This window comes from Mesorhizobium sp. LNHC252B00 (assembly GCF_000502955.1).
Taxonomy (GTDB): domain Bacteria; phylum Pseudomonadota; class Alphaproteobacteria; order Rhizobiales; family Rhizobiaceae; genus Mesorhizobium.
The window spans coordinates 65,765-83,136 of record NZ_AYWO01000006.1 but is presented as its reverse complement, the minus strand read 5'-3'; the positions used below and the strand labels follow the sequence as shown (position 1 = coordinate 83,136).

General features: G+C 61.9%; 9 protein-coding genes. 2 read left to right on the top strand and 7 right to left on the bottom strand.

Annotation, left to right across the window (positions count from 1 at the left end):
* Positions 1-221: 221 nt before the first annotated feature.
* The 6 genes from X744_RS159165 to X744_RS159185 all read right to left on the bottom strand — a co-directional run bounded on the left by X744_RS159165 (position 222) and on the right by X744_RS159185 (position 4,834).
* Positions 222-560 carry a pilus assembly protein N-terminal domain-containing protein gene (locus X744_RS159165; protein WP_084025354.1) on the bottom strand — a complete coding sequence of 113 codons (339 nt, stop codon included), beginning with the start codon at positions 558-560 and terminating at the stop codon, positions 222-224.
* Between the two features lie 48 nt (positions 561-608).
* Positions 609-2,771 (bottom strand): type III secretion system export apparatus subunit SctV, encoded by a 2,163-nt coding sequence (gene sctV / locus X744_RS159170; protein ID WP_023758749.1) that lies wholly within the window; start codon positions 2,769-2,771, stop codon positions 609-611.
* Positions 2,768-3,079 (bottom strand): hypothetical protein, encoded by a 312-nt coding sequence (locus tag X744_RS159175; protein ID WP_023758748.1) that lies wholly within the window; start codon positions 3,077-3,079, stop codon positions 2,768-2,770. The genes sctV and X744_RS159175 overlap by 4 nt, the downstream gene beginning before the upstream one ends.
* A 17-nt stretch (positions 3,080-3,096) precedes the next feature.
* Complete coding sequence (locus tag X744_RS0136590) at positions 3,097-3,537, bottom strand: hypothetical protein (protein ID WP_031260040.1); 441 nt, start codon at positions 3,535-3,537, stop codon at positions 3,097-3,099.
* Positions 3,534-4,535, bottom strand: a complete 1,002-nt coding sequence (locus tag X744_RS159180; RefSeq protein WP_023758746.1) for an EscD/YscD/HrpQ family type III secretion system periplasmic domain-containing protein — start codon at positions 4,533-4,535, stop codon at positions 3,534-3,536. Before X744_RS159180 ends, X744_RS0136590 begins: the two co-directional genes overlap by 4 nt.
* Before the next feature lie 116 nt (positions 4,536-4,651).
* Positions 4,652-4,834, bottom strand: a complete 183-nt coding sequence (locus X744_RS159185; RefSeq protein WP_031260038.1) for a hypothetical protein — start codon at positions 4,832-4,834, stop codon at positions 4,652-4,654.
* Positions 4,835-5,078: 244 nt separating this feature from the next.
* On the opposite strand from X744_RS159185, the gene X744_RS159190 reads away from it, so the two are divergent.
* Positions 5,079-5,906, top strand: coding sequence for a MurR/RpiR family transcriptional regulator (locus X744_RS159190; RefSeq protein ID WP_245266549.1), 828 nt, complete (start codon positions 5,079-5,081; stop codon positions 5,904-5,906).
* Between the two features lie 824 nt (positions 5,907-6,730).
* Positions 6,731-15,742 carry a LysM peptidoglycan-binding domain-containing protein gene (locus X744_RS159200; protein WP_023758742.1) on the top strand — a complete coding sequence of 3,004 codons (9,012 nt, stop codon included), beginning with the start codon at positions 6,731-6,733 and terminating at the stop codon, positions 15,740-15,742.
* 17 nt (positions 15,743-15,759) lie between these two features.
* Here the strand turns inward: X744_RS159200 and X744_RS159205 are convergent, their stop codons facing one another.
* The gene (locus X744_RS159205) at positions 15,760-16,692 is read right to left on the bottom strand and encodes a LysR family transcriptional regulator (RefSeq protein ID WP_023758741.1); all 933 of its coding nucleotides are present in this window, start codon (positions 16,690-16,692) and stop codon (positions 15,760-15,762) included.
* Positions 16,693-17,372: the final 680 nt, after the last annotated feature.

Genomic DNA, 17,372 nt, shown 5'->3' with positions numbered 1-17,372 from the left:
TGCCGTATTCTTGCCCGTCGTCATCGCGCTGGCGCCGGCGAGAATGTCCGGGCGACATTGTCGAGATCCCTTGCCTCGTCGACGCCGCGTGCCTCGCCCATCGCAACAATGCGGGTTCCGAAAATATGGAGATTTGTCGCTGAGTTCGGCTGCATTGCATGCTTCGCTTCATTGGCGGGCGTGACATCGGGCGTGACGCGGAATTGGGCCGTTGCCTCGATCTACTCATCGGTGGCGATCGCGATGAGGTTGGTCAGGCCGGGTTTGAGGCCGTACACATAGACCATGCTCGGCGACACGACTTGAAGGTCTGCAATCGTGGTGTCGGCGATGAGGACGGATTCGACCGGTTCGTAGATCCGCAGCAAGCGTCCTTGCCCGACCGGCAGGTCGAGCGCTGGCTTGCTCGACAAGGGCGAAACCTTCTGCGCCGACGCGTCGGCAAATGTGAACAAGACTGCCAGCAGGAAGCCAACCGTCGCGATAGCGAGCCGGCGCAAATCTGTCCGCCTGGCGACAGCGGCTGATCGAACGCTTGCTGCGCTATCGTGGATTGTCATGCCGTTCCTCTCCTGATTCCCCAAATGTCCCCGTCCGTCCGGCTGGCGTCATGAGGTTGCCTCTTGCCCGGCCTTCGGCTGAGCCGATGGCAACGACTGGGAGACGCTGCGCGCGCCGGCTTTGCCCGAGCGGCCCGAGATCGTGGCCAGCGGCTGGACGTTGAATTCTTGCGCGAGTTCCTGGAAGGACAGAACCGGAAGCTCGATGGCATTGTGCATGAGCAGGCTACGCATATGACGCCGCACATCCATCGCGGCGAGGACCACCGGCGAGACATCGGTGGAGTTCTGCGCCAGCGCCCGCTCGATTTCGGTGACCAGGGCCTGCGCATCATCGTCGGAAAGATTCAGGAATGTCCCGGTCGAAGTGCTTTGCACTGCGTTTCGCAGGATATCCTCGGCCGACCGCTGCAGAACATAGGCGGCGATAATGTTGGTGCGGCCGGCGGAGCGGAAGCTGATCTGGCGTTTCAGGGATGTGCGAACATATTCCGTCAGCAGGACGACGTCCTGCTCGCGCTGGCCCCATTCGATCAGGGCTTCGAGGATCAGGCGCAGATTGCGGATCGGCACGTTTTCACCGACGAGCCGGCGAAGCACTTCCGCGATCTTCTGCAGTGGCACGATCTCCTGTGCCTGCCTGACCAGGTCTGCATAATCCGGCTCCATGTCCGACAGAAGCCTGCGTGTTTCCTGAATCCCGACGAAATGGCCGGCATAAAGCCGAAGCGAATTTCCGGTCCATCTTGCCGCTGTTTCGGCCGGTGTGGAGAAGGCGAAGCCGGCTTCCTTCAGCACCGATATGTCGCTGTCATCGACCCACACGAATTTGCGCTGACCGGCAACCGAAGGACCTTTTTCGTAGGTCACTTCGAGCAGATCGAGATGCGTTGCGTCCGCTTCGACAAGAACGCGGTCGGCTGGAATTTCGGCATCCAGGATGGGTGCTCCTTCCAGATCGATGCGGATGCTTCGTGGTGAAAGCATCTCGTCGACCTGCGTGCCGATAGCCGGAACGTCGATACCGAGATCGCCGAAGAGTTCGCGGCGCACGCCGTCGGCGAGCGCGGCGAATTCGGGCTCGGGAATCGAGCGTCCGAGTTCTGTTCCGAGGCGTACCACGACGCGATAGGAAGGAGGCAGTATTCCGGTGGGGATTGCTGAAAGCGAGGCGGAATTCCCCGACCGTTCGGGCAGCTGGCCGATGTCCTTGGGCTCGGATTCCTGGGCGGTGCGCCGATTGACTGCATAGGCGCCCGCTCCGAAGCAGGCACCAAGCATCAGGAACACGATAAAGGGGAAGCCCGGCACCATGGCAAGGCCGACCATGATCACCGCGGCCAGCGCGAGCGCTCGGGAATCCCGCAGGAGCTGGCTGGTTATTTGCTGGCCAAGATCGCCAGTTCCGTCGGCGCTGCCGACGCGCGTCACCATCGTACCGGCGGCCACGGCTACGAGCAGTGCCGGTATCTGCGCCACCAGCCCGTCACCCACGGTGAGCAGCGAGTAGGTGGCAGCCGCGTCCCCCAGGGACATATCGTGCTGCAGCGTTCCGACGGCGAACCCACCGACAAGGTTGACCAGAATGATCACGATCCCGGCGATGACGTCGCCCTTGACGAATTTCATGGCGCCGTCCATCGCGCCGAACAGCTGGCTCTCGCGCTCCAACTGCTGGCGCAGACGGCGTGCCTCCGCTTGGTCAATGTCGCCGTTGCGCAACTCGGCATCGATACTCATCTGCTTGCCCGGCAGCGCATCGAGCGTGAAGCGCGCGGCCACCTCGGCGACGCGTTCGGCACCCCGTGCAACCACGATGAACTGCGCGACGGTGATGATCAGAAAGATGACCAAGCCCACCGCAATACTGCCGCCGACGACGAAGGTACCGAAAGCGGTAATGATATCCCCGGCGTCGGCCTGGAGCAGGATCAGTCGCGTGGTCGTGATCGTGATGGCCAGCCGGAACAAGGTGGCGATGAGGATGACCGACGGCAGCGACGAGAACTGGAGCGGATGAGAAACGTAAAACGAAGCCAGCAAGATAAGCACGCTGATGGCGATATTGGCGGTGATGAGAATGTCGACGAGGAATGTCGGCAACGGGATAAGCATCATCACCACTGCGACGAGCAGCAGGACGGCAATGACCAGGTCGCTGCGGCGTGAAAGCCTGGCCAGGAATCGCAGAAGTCGCTCCGATATGGTCATTCAACACCTCGGTGCGACAGGAAGCTCAGCAAGGCACTGCGCGCCTCGGTCTTGCGCCCGGCCACGAGCAAGGCGCGGCTCTTCAGCAATGCAAGCGCCGGGTGGTCCATTCCGTCCAAGGTCTCCAGCCTGGCGATCGTGGCAAGCGCCTTTTCCGCCTCGCCATCGAGTATGAGCAGGTGCGCCAATGTCCGCAGCACGCCGGCATTTCCCGGCGAGAGCTGTGCAGCGATAAGCAGGTACGCCGCGCCCCGCTTTGCCTGCCCGTGACACCCATAGAGATAGCCCAGGACATGCAGCAGGTGCACGGTGTCATGCGGGTCGGTCAGATTTCGATTCCTTCCTGCATGCGACCAAGCAGATCGCGATGACGCTCGATTTCATCCTCCATCAGCGTTCTGGCGAGTGTCTTGAGTTGCTCGCCGCCCTCAAGGTCAGGGACCAGGTGCGTTACAAAATGCTGGAGAATTGGCACGGAGCGCCGCAGGATGGCTGGCTCGGGAATATTGGGCATGACGAAGTTGACGAGTATCTCATCGAGCGATTCCCCGGCGGCACCCTGAGAGCGCTGGAATTCCGCAGTTTCTGACATTTCCGTGCCAGCGGCTGACTTCGTTCCCTGGGCACGGTTTGTGGCTTTGTCGGCGCCATTCATCCGTCGCCGGTGGATCGATTGACCGCGTACGCTTTCGGCCTGCCGGACCTCGCGGCCGGGTGTGTCAACCCTTGCCGTGTCGAACCGCGGCCCTTCAAGCCGGCGGTTCACGGATATTTCAGCGCGACCGTGGCGCCGCCCTTGGTCAGGAGAAGTTCCGTCTCGCCGATGTGCTTTATGGTCCAGCCGTCATTCGTGAATGCGCCTTCGTGATAGCGTGCGCCGTCGGCGGTAATGACGTATGGCCGCTCGCCATACCAGATTGCCTGCAGCGTCAGGCGCGGAGCCTGCTCCGCGTTGCCGATCATGACGTTGGAGACCAGCGCAATATGCGCGCCAAACGCCTGGTCGAACCAGGATTGCGTTTCCGTCCAGACACCACTTTTGTCATTGGGGATCATCCCCGAGACCACGAGGCGTCCCGATGATCGCTGAACGGTCAATGTACTTATGCCGGATTGCTCGAGATGCTGCTTGAGCTGGCTTTCCGCGTCGGCGGCACTTTGGATTTGCGCCGGCGATGAATCGTCCAGGACTTCTTGCCCTGCGTCACCCGCAAAGGCCATCCTGACCGGTTCGCCGTCTTGTGAGGCCAGCTTCTGGCCAATATCGGGCTTGGCGAAGGAGAACCCGTTCGCCGCGACGGAAACAGCGAATACAGCAAGCAGAACGCTGCCTGCAACCAGGAGAGGGCGATTGGAAACAGCCCACCGATTCGATGGGCGTTCGGAGTTGACCAACTGGATGCCGGCGTCACCGACGCTTAGGGTGAACGGCAGCCTGCAGCGGCTGCCATGTCCCTCGTGGATGGTCTCGCCTGTGGCCAGTGCGACATCGCCGCCAACGGCTTCGATTTCAAACTGGCTGCCCTGGCGCCGCAGCCTTGCATGGATCGGCGCGATGCCGGCATCCCTGAGGACGATGTCCGACTCCGTGCTGGAACCGATCGTAAAGACTGGCTCGACCAGACTGACTTCGGCGCCGGCGTGAAATCCGTGGGTTACGCTGAGCGCGACGGAATGTCCGGCTGCCGGGGAGGGAGCGATAATCGAGCGGAACCGGCGCGCCGGCGCCGGATCCAGATATCTGCCGATAGGGCTAGCGGTCATGCCACTTCATCTCCCGCCGATGACGATTTCAAATGCAGCCAGACGACGGCGTTGAAAGGCCGTGCAGTACGCCGCCGATTACTTGTGGCGGCGTATGGGTTCGAGAATCCGCTGGCTCAGGCCTTTTCAGCCGACTGGCCGAGCGTCTTCGCGGTGCTCATCAGCATGTCATGTTGGGATTTCGCGATCTCTTTCGTGATCTCCAGCCCAAACATGCGCTCCTGTTGCTTGATCATCTTGTCCAGGTTCTGTTCCGGCGACCCGGTAGAGCCGGAGGTAATGGGAGGGGTAGCAGCCATCATTGTCTCCTTGAGGGACTATTCATTACGAACTCCGGATTCACACGCTGCGATCCGGCAGGTTGCCAACGCACTCTAAGGCAGCATGGTCGAAATTGAAAGTCCATTTGGAATATATGAGCCACTCAAGTTCCAAGTGTTGCATTGCCAACGTGTGAGGAGTAATCTGCCAGGCGGGTGAATGGGGTATTTCAGGATGGAAAAAGGTCCTTTGGCCGAGTTGTTGGTCGAACGGTTTGAGAATATGCCGCCTCAACTGCGGGTCGCCGCGCGTTTCGTGCTGGATCATCCCAAGGATGTCGCACTGATGTCGATGCGCGAGCAGGCGAACCAGGCCGGTGTTTCGCACAGCACGATGATGCGGCTGGCGCGATGGCTTGGGCTTGAAGGCTACGAGGATATGCGCAGCCTTTATGCGCGCGCTCTGCGTGAGACGATCGCCGGGGAGCCGGCGCGACAGGGGATCGAACAGCGTGGCGATCCGGGATATTCGACGGCCGGCGTCGTTGCCGACACGCTTGCGGCCCAGATTTCAAGTCTTGGTGAATACGGCAAAGCCATGCAGTTCATTGCCGCCGCCGACCTGCTTGCCAAATCGCGCGATCTTTTCGGTCTCGGCTCACGCTCCGCCTACCCGGTCGCAAGCCACTTCGTTCACGTCATGTCGTTTCTGGCTGGCGCTGGCCGCAAGGTGACGCTTGTCGGCGAGATGGCCGGACAAGGCCTGAATGCCCTGCAGCACGCGGGACGTGGCGACGTGCTGCTGGCTGTGGGCATCGCGCCTTATGAACGCACGACCATCGACGTGGCGCGCCAGGCGGCTCGGCAGGGCGTCGGCGTCGTGGCAATCACTGACAGCAGCGTGTCTCCGCTGACGCGGATCGCGCGGGAGACAATCATCGTCACGTCGAATTCGCAGTCGTTCTTCCGAAGCATGGCGCCGGCGTTCGCCGCCGTCGAACTTCTGGCGGCACTGACGGCAGCGCGGTCCGAAACGGATGCCGCAGAACGGGTAAAACAGTCGGAAGAGCAGCTTGCCGCTTTCGGCATTTATTGGAAGCCCCCTCGATAACATCCGAAAGGGTGCGATCGGGCGGGCGTGCCGGCGGCCAGGCTGCCGGCAACAGTGATTCCGGAGGTCGTCCAGATGGTTCGCCTGGTAACGCTCAACAAGCCGCCCGTCCAGCCGCAAAAGGTCAATGCCACGGCAAACGCCGAGCAGATAGCGCGGCTGGAGGCGCAGGCGGCGAAACTCCGGGAGCAGATCAGGCTCGCCAACCGGATGGGTGAGCGCGACTGGGCGGCGCAGGCCCGCCAGGAACTGGCGCAGGTGAACACGCAACTGAGTTCCCTTCAGCCGCCGCCGGCTGCGGCTCCGGCAGCGCCGGCGTTGAACGCCAGCACCGGCATATCCGGCAACGGCACGACGGTGACGCCGGCGCTCTATGTGCGGACTGATCTCGCGGCACCCACGCTGATGCCGGTGAAACTTGACGCAAGCAAGCCCGACGACAACGCCGCGGAAGCGACGACTGCCCGCAACATCGTCAACGACGTCACCGGTGGCAAAAGTATCGACCAGATTGCGTCTGCCCGCGGCATGACGCGCGACCAGGTCATCGCCGCGCTCAGGTCTGGCGGGATGACCGTGTCGACCGCCGACCCCAGCGGCAATGGTGACGTGCAGACAACGAAAATCACGGATGCCGGCGGCCGCACCGTCACGCAATATTACGACTATCAACACGACAGCTACTATACGAGCGTCGAGCAGATCGGAAGAGCACACGTCTGAACTCCAGTCACGGCTACATATCGTATGCCGTCTTCTNAGGCTTTGAACGGTCGTGAACAGCCGCGGATTGGATCGCACCGTGCGCCGGTCCGTCCCTTCCCGTGACCACCGTCACCGGTCCTGACGGCCACAAAACCATATTGGCGGCCGCGCAGGATCCGGGTGGGAAAAGCACGCAGAACATCAAGCAAGGTCTGGCCGACGGGAAAAGCATCGAGCAGATCGCGCAGGACAACGGCCTCACCAGCGAGCATGTGATGGCCGAACTGCAGGCCGCCGGCTATCAGGTCAAGACGCAGGCAGCGGCAAGCGGCAATGGCGACGTGCAGTCGGTGGAGCTCGTTGACCCGCACACCGGCGACAAGACCGTCTACTCGCACGACTATCAGCACGACGAACGCTCCGTCGTGACCACGGCCGACGGCAAGGAAACCTCGCAATCCGTCGATGGCAACGGCAAGACCCGCAACAGTGTGCACAACACCAAAACGGGCGAGACCACGACCACGATCGTCGATCCGAAAACGGGGACCGAAACCAAGATCGTCACCGACAAGGACGGCCGGGTGACGACGACCATCACCGAGAAGATCAATGGCGGCAAGCCCGTCGAGCACGAGGTCAAGCCCGGCGACAATTTGACCCTTATCGCGCAGCAATATGGCGTATCGCTGGATGATCTCAGACGGACGAATCCTGAGCTTTTCGATTCGTCCCGAGATCCGGACATCATCAAGCCCGGAGAAAAGGTCACCATCGAAAACGGGACGCGCACTACCGTGGAGGTCACCTTCAACGGCTATACGCTGACCACTAAGCCCGATGGCAGCATGACGCTGCACAACAACACCACCGGCACCGACCTGAAGATCGAGGCAGGAAGCACGCAGGCCGCTTTGGCCAGGACGCTATTGGCGGTGAACCCCAACAGCAGCAATTTCGAGGAGGCAAAGGAAGGCCAGGTCGTGAAGACCTTTGTCGAAGGGCTGTTGGCCGGTGAGACCTTGCCCAGCCTCATCGACGCCGCGGAGAAGGCCGGACAGGACAAACAGGCTTTGATCGACAAATACGGTTTGGGCACGGCCGCCAAGCCCAAGCTGGATGGGCAAAACAGGGTTGTCGATCCGTTCGGCGAACCGCCACAGGGCAACGCACCTTCCGGCGGGAAGTGGACGCCGATGAAGATCGACGGCGTCTGGACCTGGGTCGATCCCCAGGTCGCCCAGGCCATCATTTCCGAGAACATCGCCCTGTCGCGCATCACCGAGACGCGAGCTCTGGCCGGCCAGCAGCAGGAGCAGTTCAACGTCGATATGCTCGATCCCGCCTACAAAGATGCCGTTGATGGCGCGCAGACCATCATAAACAGGGCACTGGCGCCTAACGGTCTGCAATGGACCGCGCAGAAACCGAAGGGCACGCTCGCCGATGCGCGGGAGCGGCTGACCAAGGCCAACACCTTGCTACAGAACGCACGCGATGCCCGTGGCGAATATGAGAATGCCGCACGCGTCCTCAAGGATGCCATTGCCGGGCAGAGCAAGCTGACGCCGCTGGGTGATCCCGATGCAACAGCTGTCGGCCCTGTCAACGGCCCGAACCGGTATACCGAACACGCTCAGGGTGTCGCCGAGCACGCGGCCGTCGACAAGCTGTTTTCCGAGGTCGGCCTGCATCTGAGCAAGGGCGACAAGCTCACCATCGATTTCCTGGTGGGCAAGGCCGAACTGGACGGCGTCCCCACGGACTCGAAGGAATACAAGGACCTCAAGGCGCTGCAGACGACAGCAGGCAGTCAGGTCGAACTGGCGCAGGCCTACCAGAACTACTTCGACGCTCATACCACTGCCGCACAGGTCGGCGCGCAGCAGACGGATCTCGAGCAAAAGCTGCTTGGCCAGTATCTTGGCGAACAGGAGTTCGACCCCAACGAGGAATACAACCGGTATAGCGGCGACTACCTCGGACACTACAAGACATCGACGCTCGAGGTCCGCGACGGCCAGCTCTGGGTCGTCAATCATTTCGACAAGGGAACGACGGAGCAGCAGCTCACCTACAGTCTGAACGACAAGAATGTCACGGACGAATATCGGGACCGCCAGCTCAACAAGGATTGGCAACAGCTTCTGAGCGGTTCGACGGAGAAGATGTGCACCGCCAACGGCCTGGAAACCGCGAAGGCCGGCGAGGCGCAAGCGGCAAAGAATCTGAACGATGTCCTAGACAAGCAGCTCGGCAACAGCATCACCGACCTGAAAACGAAGCTGACGAGCCTGCAGACCAACTTCAACAATGCGCTGACGCAACACGAGCCTGGAGCGGTCGATGCGCCCCAAGGGACGCTGCCCGATGGCGTGCAGCCGGTCGAAATCGAGGTCGCAGGACAGACGATCAAGGTGGCGCCGGAGGTTGCCCAGAAATACAGCCAGACAGGGATCGATGCGCTGACCCAGGGCGGCAAGGCAATCTGGATCGACCTGGACACACAGGATAACGATCATGGTGGCCGCTGGGTCGACCCCGAACTGGCGGTCGCCAAGCTCAGGCTGGATGCGACTAGGGCTCAGATAACGCAGGCCGAGGATCTGCGCCGAGTGGTGCAAGGGTTCAGCGACTATCATGAGCTTCGGCTCAGCGATCCCTCGCTCCTGGCTGACCGCAACGGCACGGTGGACAAGACCTATCTGGACGAGCATCAGCAGCAGACGCTCGACGGCATCTATCAGCCGAAGTTCCAGCAGCTGCTAGACAGCGGCTATGACAACGAGTTCCGGGAACAACCTGGTCCGACCCTCGATGACACGGTCGCCAGGACGTTCGGCCTGAATTCTTCGACCGATGATGGCCGCGAGGCGATCGAGAATGTGACGCATGAGATCCGCGATATTGGCGGCGACGATCCGTATGTGCGCAGCGTGCCGATCTTCTATGTCGACGACGAGGTCGGGACGCAGCAGGTCACGCTCTTTGCCGTGCGCGACGGAGACGGCAACACTCGCTATGTCGACGTGACAGGCGAGAAGTTCGACGACCTCGGCGACTTCCAGGACAACAACAGCCAGTTTGGTGAGAGCGGCAAGCTCGTCGTTCCCAAAGGACTGGAGATGAAGGCGGGAGACGACGGCAAGATCGCGCTTGAAGTGGTGAAGGCGCGCAACGTCTCGGTCTGGGACAAGGTCGTCGATCCGCTGGTTGGCATCGGGACCGGCATCGCCACCATCCTGTCGTTCACGCCGGCCGCGCCGATCGCGGCCCCGCTGGCCTATACGGGTGCTGCCTATCTCGGAACCCGAGCGGTCATAAACCAGGTCAACCATCTGGAACATGGCGGCGAGTGGGACGATAGAGAGTCACTGATGAACATCGCCAGCGCGGCGACCACGGTTCTGCCCATGGCATCCAGCGGCCTGCGCACCATTGGCTTGGCGGGAAAGGAAATGACCGCGCTGCAGGCCTTCCGTGGCAGCATAGGTGCGACACGATCCGGCTCTTCCCTGGCGCTCGAAACCCGCGGTTACATGCAATCGACCGCCGGCCTGAACAAGGCGGCGTGGGGAATGGATGTCGGCTCGGTGATTGTCGGCGCACCCTTGCTGGCGACCTCTGCCTACGATCTTGCCGTCAACGGAGATCAGATGAATGGTCTCCAGCTTGCCAATGCGCTTACCGGTCTTGGCACCGGCATCACCGGCACGGGCCTCGGCATCCATGGCCTGCGTACGTTGCGGCCGGGAACGGGCACGCAGGCGAGCTCCAACGGTCCGGACGCCAGTCCGCCACCGGGCAGCGACGGACCGCACCAGCAGCCGCCTGGCGGCAACGGACCGCGGCAATTGCCGCCGGCGCCGGAGCCCAATTCCTCGGGGCGCCCAATGAATGTCTATGAGATCGGTGCCGATGGCGTTTACAGGCCGACCGGGAAGCAGGTCTTCCACGACCCCAGCCATCCGGTGATACCTGGAGAAATGATCAAGGCCGATGACGGCAGCGGCGAGGGTTCGACAATGCAGCCGGGCCACGATCCTCAGGGGTCGGCCCCGCCTGGCACTGCCCATCCCGCCGATGGCGATCCCATCATCGTACCGGGCAAGCCGACAGGACAAGACGGAACGGTGCGCCTCGTCTGGAACCCGGAGACACGCAGCTTTGCCGGCACGCCCGGACACGACACGAGCGGGTATGTCTACACCAGCGGCAAGGATCCGAGGACGCCCTCGGCCTATCTCGACGGCTTGGCCGTCGAACAGCTTGTGGCCCGCTACGAGCAGGAGAAGGGCTATTATTCCAGCCGCGAGATGGCCGAGCGCTATGGGCCGGACGGCGTTCAGATTCCGCGCACGCCGCTTCGTGACATACTGCCGGACTTCCGCGTCGGTGTCACCTTCCGGGTCCGGTTGAACACCGGCGATGCATTCGGGATCGGCTCGCCGACAATCGCGGCCATTGGCTTCGGTGTCGGAACCAAGACCGATGTCGGCATGATCGGGTGGTCGATCGTCGACAGCGTCAGCCAACGCAGCCTGACGCCGTTCAAGGACGCACTCGGCACCCAGGGCATCGTATCCTACCGGGCACGCGAATACAGGAACATCACAGGCCTCCAGGCCGGTATCTGGCCGGTGTCCAATCAGACGGCCTTCCCGGTTCGCAGCAGCGATCTGTCGGCGGCGGCGAGCAAGGCGATATTCAGCGATGCGACCGGCTATGACGCCAAGCCGCTGGACGCTGCCATCGTTGGGATGACACCCGATGGCGAAGGCACCGTGATCGAGATGGCCTACACGCCTTTGCTCAAGGGCGAGGAGGTCACGCTGGCACTTGGCCAGCATGACTTCTTTGGCGTGCCGGCGGAAAACAGATCCGGCCACGTCCAGTTGCAAGGCGCGCTTCCGTTCGACCGTGTCATGACCGAGACCAAAGCCGGTATACGCCTGCCGATCGTGGCCAATCATGTCGCGGCGGTGGACCAGATGCCGCGCGTCGGCTTGGAGAAGCGCCCGGAACTGTCGGTGAAGGACACGCTCCAGCCGGGCGACATCGTGTCGACGCAGGCATACGACCAGATCCAGTCCGCTCTCGGCTCGACAAGCCTGAAAATCCAGTTCGCGGTCAAGGACCCGGCGAAGGCGTCCGAACTCATCGCAGCCATCGGCCAGGGCGATGGCATCCGCTCGATCCGTGACCTCGTCAACGCCGGCCAGATCGATCCGTCGAACACGGTTTCTCTGGTCGATGAGCCGACGCTGAGCGGATTGCGTCTTTCGGCAGTACCGGGCAAGGCGCCGACGGCAGACATCGTTTTGCTGACCGGCGAGAAGGCTCGAATTGTAAATCCCGAGGCCATGCTGGTCGACGTCATCTTCAACGATCACAACAGGCTGCCTGGCGTACTGGGTTTCAATCCCGACCGGATGGTCACGTCCGCGACCTACAAGGTGAAATCGACGCTACAATCATGGCTTCCCGCGCGCTTCCAACCCGACGAATCACCGCAGTCCCGCTACATGCCCAGAGCCGGCAACATCTATAAGAACCTCTACGGTTCGCACGGCACCCCGGCCACGCGCTACACGCTTTCACTCTCGATGCATCCTCTGCCCGCAGGTGCGTTGACTTTCAGCGCCGAGGTGAGAATCCAGTACAAGTCCAGAGCGGCCAGCATCGCGCCTTCGATCGCCAAGAACGAAACCGCGACACTGACCTTCGATCGCGCCGACGGGCAAAATGAGGAATTGACGATCCCCGCCTGGCTCGCCCACGCCGTGGAAACCTCGCGCGACGGGGCGGCGACAGGCATCCCGAAGGGCGGCAAGGCCTCCCTGGAGCAGTTCCTCGGAGAACTGGAAAAGAATGCAAGACCCGACCAGCGCGCGGCGATCGAGCAGTTCCGGACGGAATTCGGCCCATCGATCGTCGATGGCGGCTTCATGCGCCAGAACGTTGCCGACGGCGTGCTGACCTTCCTCTCCTCGCAGGTGGGCAGCCGCCGAAACGGCCCGATCCAGATAAGGGACGAGCACGGTCAATCCGGGACGGCCACCCGTTATGGACCGCTGCCAGAGAGCGCAGAGAATGTCTATGTGCCGCCCGCCGACGGACCGCCAGCGCGCGGCGACGAACCGGAGCTGATGCACAAGTCGCATATTCTGTTCCGCGATCCCGAGACCGGCGAAGCATACGTCCTGCCATGGATGCGCGGCGCCTCCGAGGACCATGTGCCGGGCACTCAGGGGCGGCCGGAGGGCGAAAGCGTGCCGCCGGCGGCGAACCCTGCCAGGAAGGCAATCGAGGCGGCGCCTCCCACGACCTATTCGCTGCCACAGGTCCGCAACATGCGCCAGCCTGAGAAATGGCAGGCCGGCGAGATCTATACGCGCGAACTCAATGGGTCGCCTGGAGAAGCGCATTTCCCGGTCGATGCCAACCTGGGTGGGTCCCACCCCGTCTCAGGCGTGGGTGGGCGATATGTGGATTCGCCCGTCTTCAAGAGCGACGACGTGATCGAGGCGATCGAGGTAAAGACCTATCATCGCTGGACGACGATCAACGGCGTCGCGCAGATGCGCGAAGTGCCGCTCACGCCGAAACTGCAGGAGCAGATCAACAAGGATGTGGCACTGCGGAACGAGAACCCGGGCTATCAACCGCGCTGGGTTTTCCTCGATGCGCCGCCTTCCGCGGACTTGCAGCGGGCGCTCGACGATGCGGTAATTGTCGGCAACATCTTCGGACACAACAGACCCGCCACGGCTGCGCCGCAGCCACAATCGGCAACGGCCGGAACCGGTCCGGGCCGAACCCTGCAGCTCAAGGACGAGAGCGGCAAGGTGATCACCGCGACAATGTTGGGCACCGAGCCGAGGGGCTCGGAACAGGTCTATGTGCCGCCTTCCGACGGGCCTCGCGCGCCGGCCGATGCACCGGAGCTGGCGGACAAGACGCACATACTGGTGTACGACCCCGACACCGGCGAAGCCGTCGTGCTGCCGTGGATACGCGGTGCTTCCGGCGGCCACGCGCTCACCCGAGATGGCGTCAGGGCGACTTCGCTTGACCAGGTGCCGGATCTCAACATGGCCGATTTCGAGCCAAACCAGATCCCCTGGCTCAGGCGTGAGCAGGTGGCCGAACTGACGGAACAGCAGTTCCGCGACATGGATCAGGCCGGCTTGCTGCCCTCTCTGACCAGGAGCCAAATGCGGGGTATCGCGAAGGCAAAGATAGGCCAGGTCAACATCGCGGGCCTCGACGGGAAACAGATTCCTTGGCTGACCGAGGGCCACATCCGGAATATGACCGGCCAGCAGTTCCGGGATCTCGGCAAAGCCGGTTTGACGCCTCACCTGACGAAACCACAATTGCAGGCGATCAAAGGAGACAAGGTCGAGTTTGTCGACGTGTCGAAGTTGGAAGCGCGCCAGGTTCCGTGGTTCAAGCCCGGCCAGGTCGCGAAGTTCACGTCACAGCAATTCAAGGATCTGAGCGAGGCCGGATTGCTGAAGAACCTCACCGAGCGCCAGGTTGCGGCGATCCCCGAAACCATGGTCGGTTCCGTGGACGTGGCGAAGCTCGATCCCAAGCAGGTGCCGTGGCTGACCGAGAAGCAGATCCCGGCGTTGACCCGCGATCAATGGGGCGCCTTCACGATCCACCACACCGAAGCGCTGACCCAGCCGCAAGTCGAAGCGGTGACACCAAAACAGTTCGAGGAAATGAGCCCCGGCCAGTTCCGCAAGTTCACGCTTGAGCAGTTCGAGTGGATGAGCGGGGATCACACGAACGGCCTCTCCGTGCTGCAACTGACGACCTATCGGGCAACCCATAAAAAGGCGATGACGCCGGATCAAGCGACCCGCGTCGATCTGGCGCTGAGCCATGCCAGGATGAGGGAAAACGCTCAGGCGCTCGCTACCTTTGGTGGCATGTCGACCACCTCCTACACGCTGTGGACTTCGTTGCCGCCAACTTGGACCGCCACCGCAAGTGGAGTGGCATTTGGCGTGCGAGGCTTCGTTTTCGGGGCGCAGGCGCTCTTCCCCAACGCAACCGCGGCTCACAAGCCGTTCGGGCGATTCCTCAACGCGCTCGGCGGAGCCACATTCATTGCCGCAGCACCAGGTGCCGCGACCGGGATGATCCAGGGTAAGGATCTTGTCGTCAACAGCACGTTTACGCTCGGCAACATCGTCTATGGCACAAAGTCGATGCTGCAGTCGTTCACCGGCAGACCGGTGATCCGAAACCTGGCCGAACATCTGGCTGGACCAGGCTATGTGCTTGGCTGCGCCGTCTATACGCTGCATTCCTGGCCGGCGCCGATCGCAACAGTCGCCGGCACCATGTTCACGTTCGGCTGCGCGGAATTCTGGGCGTCGGCCATAAGGACGGACCGAATGAATAGCCGTTCGGTACCGCGAACCGATGCCGATATCGCGGCGGCGGAAAAGTCCGACAAGAGATGGACCGCATGGGATCGGTGGACCCTGGGCGTCACCTTCGGCGTTGGAATGCTTCTCTTCTCGCTGGACTCCCTGCTCGCGGAGCCTTGGGAGGGCGCGAAGACGGCCCCTCCACCCGACCCGAAAAAACCGGCTGGCGATGCCTCGTCCCAGCGATCCGATGATCCTTCGGACGTTCCAGGTGGGGAACAAACCCCGCCAGAGACCTTTCCGCAACTTGTCGTCCAAGCGGATGACGGCCTGAATTTGCGGACCCAGCCCGACGGGCATTCGGCAGTGGCGACGGTTCTGCAACCCGGCACATTCGTCGAACAGACCGCGAAACCTTCGACCGATCCTTCGGGAGAAGCCTGGATACCCGTCGACGGTTTCGGACCGGACGGCGAAATGCATAGCGGCTGGGTCTCCGGCGACTATGTCTATGTTCACCCCAAGGGCAGCAGCAATTCCGAGGGCCGCACGAATCCAACGCTGGAGAAGAATGGCTATCAGTGGGTCGACGTCAAGAACGGCGACTCTATCCGCCTGATCGCCAGGACCCATTCAGCGGATGTGGCGGCCACGGTGGTGCTCAACATGGATCATATCCTGAGTCCGGACATGATTTTCTCCGGCGACCGCATCTATCTGCCGGTCACGTCGGTCGGCTGAAGAACTGCCGGCCCAATCTAGCGTCCGTCAGCAGGCTGCGCCTTGCCGCTTCTCGCGGCATAGGCATGCGCGACGCAGGCGGCCAGCTTCGCCGCCCGCTCCGCTATCGGATTGGATGGTTCGGAAGAATAGGAGGCGGTAAACCGCAGGTCGGACGGGTGCCATTCGCAGTCGACAATGCGCAATGTGCCGCTTGCGGTATAGTCCTGGACGACTTCCTCGGGGAGCGAGGCTATCCCGATACCGTTGAGAGTCATCTTGATGGAGGCGGCCAGCGAATTGGCCGGAAAGATACGCGGCGTCTTTTCCAGTTCGCTGGTGAGCTTGCGGTAAAGTTCGCTGTAGGGTCTGGTGGTGCGCGCGTAGCTGATGATCGGAAACTGCATCAGATCATTCAGCGTCAGCTTGCTTCGGTTGGCCAATTTCAATTGCGGCGAACAGACCCAGACGAGCGGAAAGGATGGCAGCTCGATGTTCTCGATGCTGTGCTCCAGAATCGGGCCCATCAGCACTGCAAGATCGAGCCTGTGGGACATGAGTTCGTTGCGAAGGGTCGTCGTCGCATCAACGACAATATCCGTATCGACAAGCGGGTAGTTTGCTTGCAATTCCTTCAGGAAATCCGGAAGCCAGGTGTGAACGATGGATTCGGCAACCCCGAGCCGAAGCACCCCTGCCGTCTCTGAAAGAGAGTTGGCCGCCAGCTGCAGCCGTTCCGCTACGCGCAGGACCCGTTGAGCAGGTGGCAGCAGCCGTTGTCCCTCGGCGGTCAGCCTGACGGTGCTGCTGTGCCGTTCGAACAGCTTGGCGCCCAGCGCTTCTTCCAGGCCGGCAATTCGGGTGGATACCGCCGGCTGCGTCGTGTTCAGGCGTTCCGCTGCCTTTCGAAAGCTTCCGAACGTGGCAACCAGGAGAAAGGTTTCGAGCTGCTTGATGTTGAAAGGGATCACGATTCAATGCCGGACAATAATCTGAGCTCCAATCTTTACGCGGTCATATAGATCGATAACGTCTTCATTGGTCATGCGGATGCATCCCGAGGAGTTGGCCTGTCCGACGGTCCATGGCTGGTTGGTGCCGCGGACGCGATAAAGCGTATTTCCGATATAAAGGGCGCGGGCGCCCAATGGGGTTTGGTCCTCCTGCGACATGAGCGGGCAGCAAGCGACCCTTGGATGCTTTCCCGGATCGCATATCGGCAGGCGGTCGCCAATCCGGCCAGTTTCTCTTGCTCGAAATCGTGTCGCGACCGGCCCACTCCAGGCCCTCCTTGCCAACCCCCACTGCATATCGCAGCGCTTTGCCGTCCCCAACGATGTAATAAAGACGCCGCTCCGTGGTGGAACGATCGATCCCTTCGGTTGAGCCTCGCTGAAGTTCACGATTTGCCTTGGGATCGCTAACCGCTCCGGCAGCATTCCTTCGTCCGACGTCTGGTCGGGAGCGGAAGGGGAGACCAGCACATTTCTCGCCTGATCGTAAGTCCAGCATCTAGGGTCATAAGCGCTGTTCGATTGGGCCTGCGCTGAAGCCATGGCGGCAACCAGCGTGGCAGCAACCCAGGCTGCCGCTGCCACTCTCCGGCTGAGACGTGGGCCGAACAGGATACTGCCTCCCGCTATGCTGGCGG

Coding starts and splice junctions, on each gene's coding strand:
- X744_RS159165 (WP_084025354.1), bottom strand. CDS start 560: ATGACAATCCACGATAGCGCAGCAAGCGTTCGATCAGCCGCTGTCGCC.
- X744_RS159180 (WP_023758746.1), bottom strand. CDS start 4,535: ATGACCGCTAGCCCTATCGGCAGATATCTGGATCCGGCGCCGGCGCGC.
- X744_RS159185 (WP_031260038.1), bottom strand. CDS start 4,834: ATGGCTGCTACCCCTCCCATTACCTCCGGCTCTACCGGGTCGCCGGAA.
- X744_RS159190 (WP_245266549.1), top strand. CDS start 5,079: ATGCCGCCTCAACTGCGGGTCGCCGCGCGTTTCGTGCTGGATCATCCC.
- sctV (WP_023758749.1), bottom strand. CDS start 2,771: ATGACCATATCGGAGCGACTTCTGCGATTCCTGGCCAGGCTTTCACGC.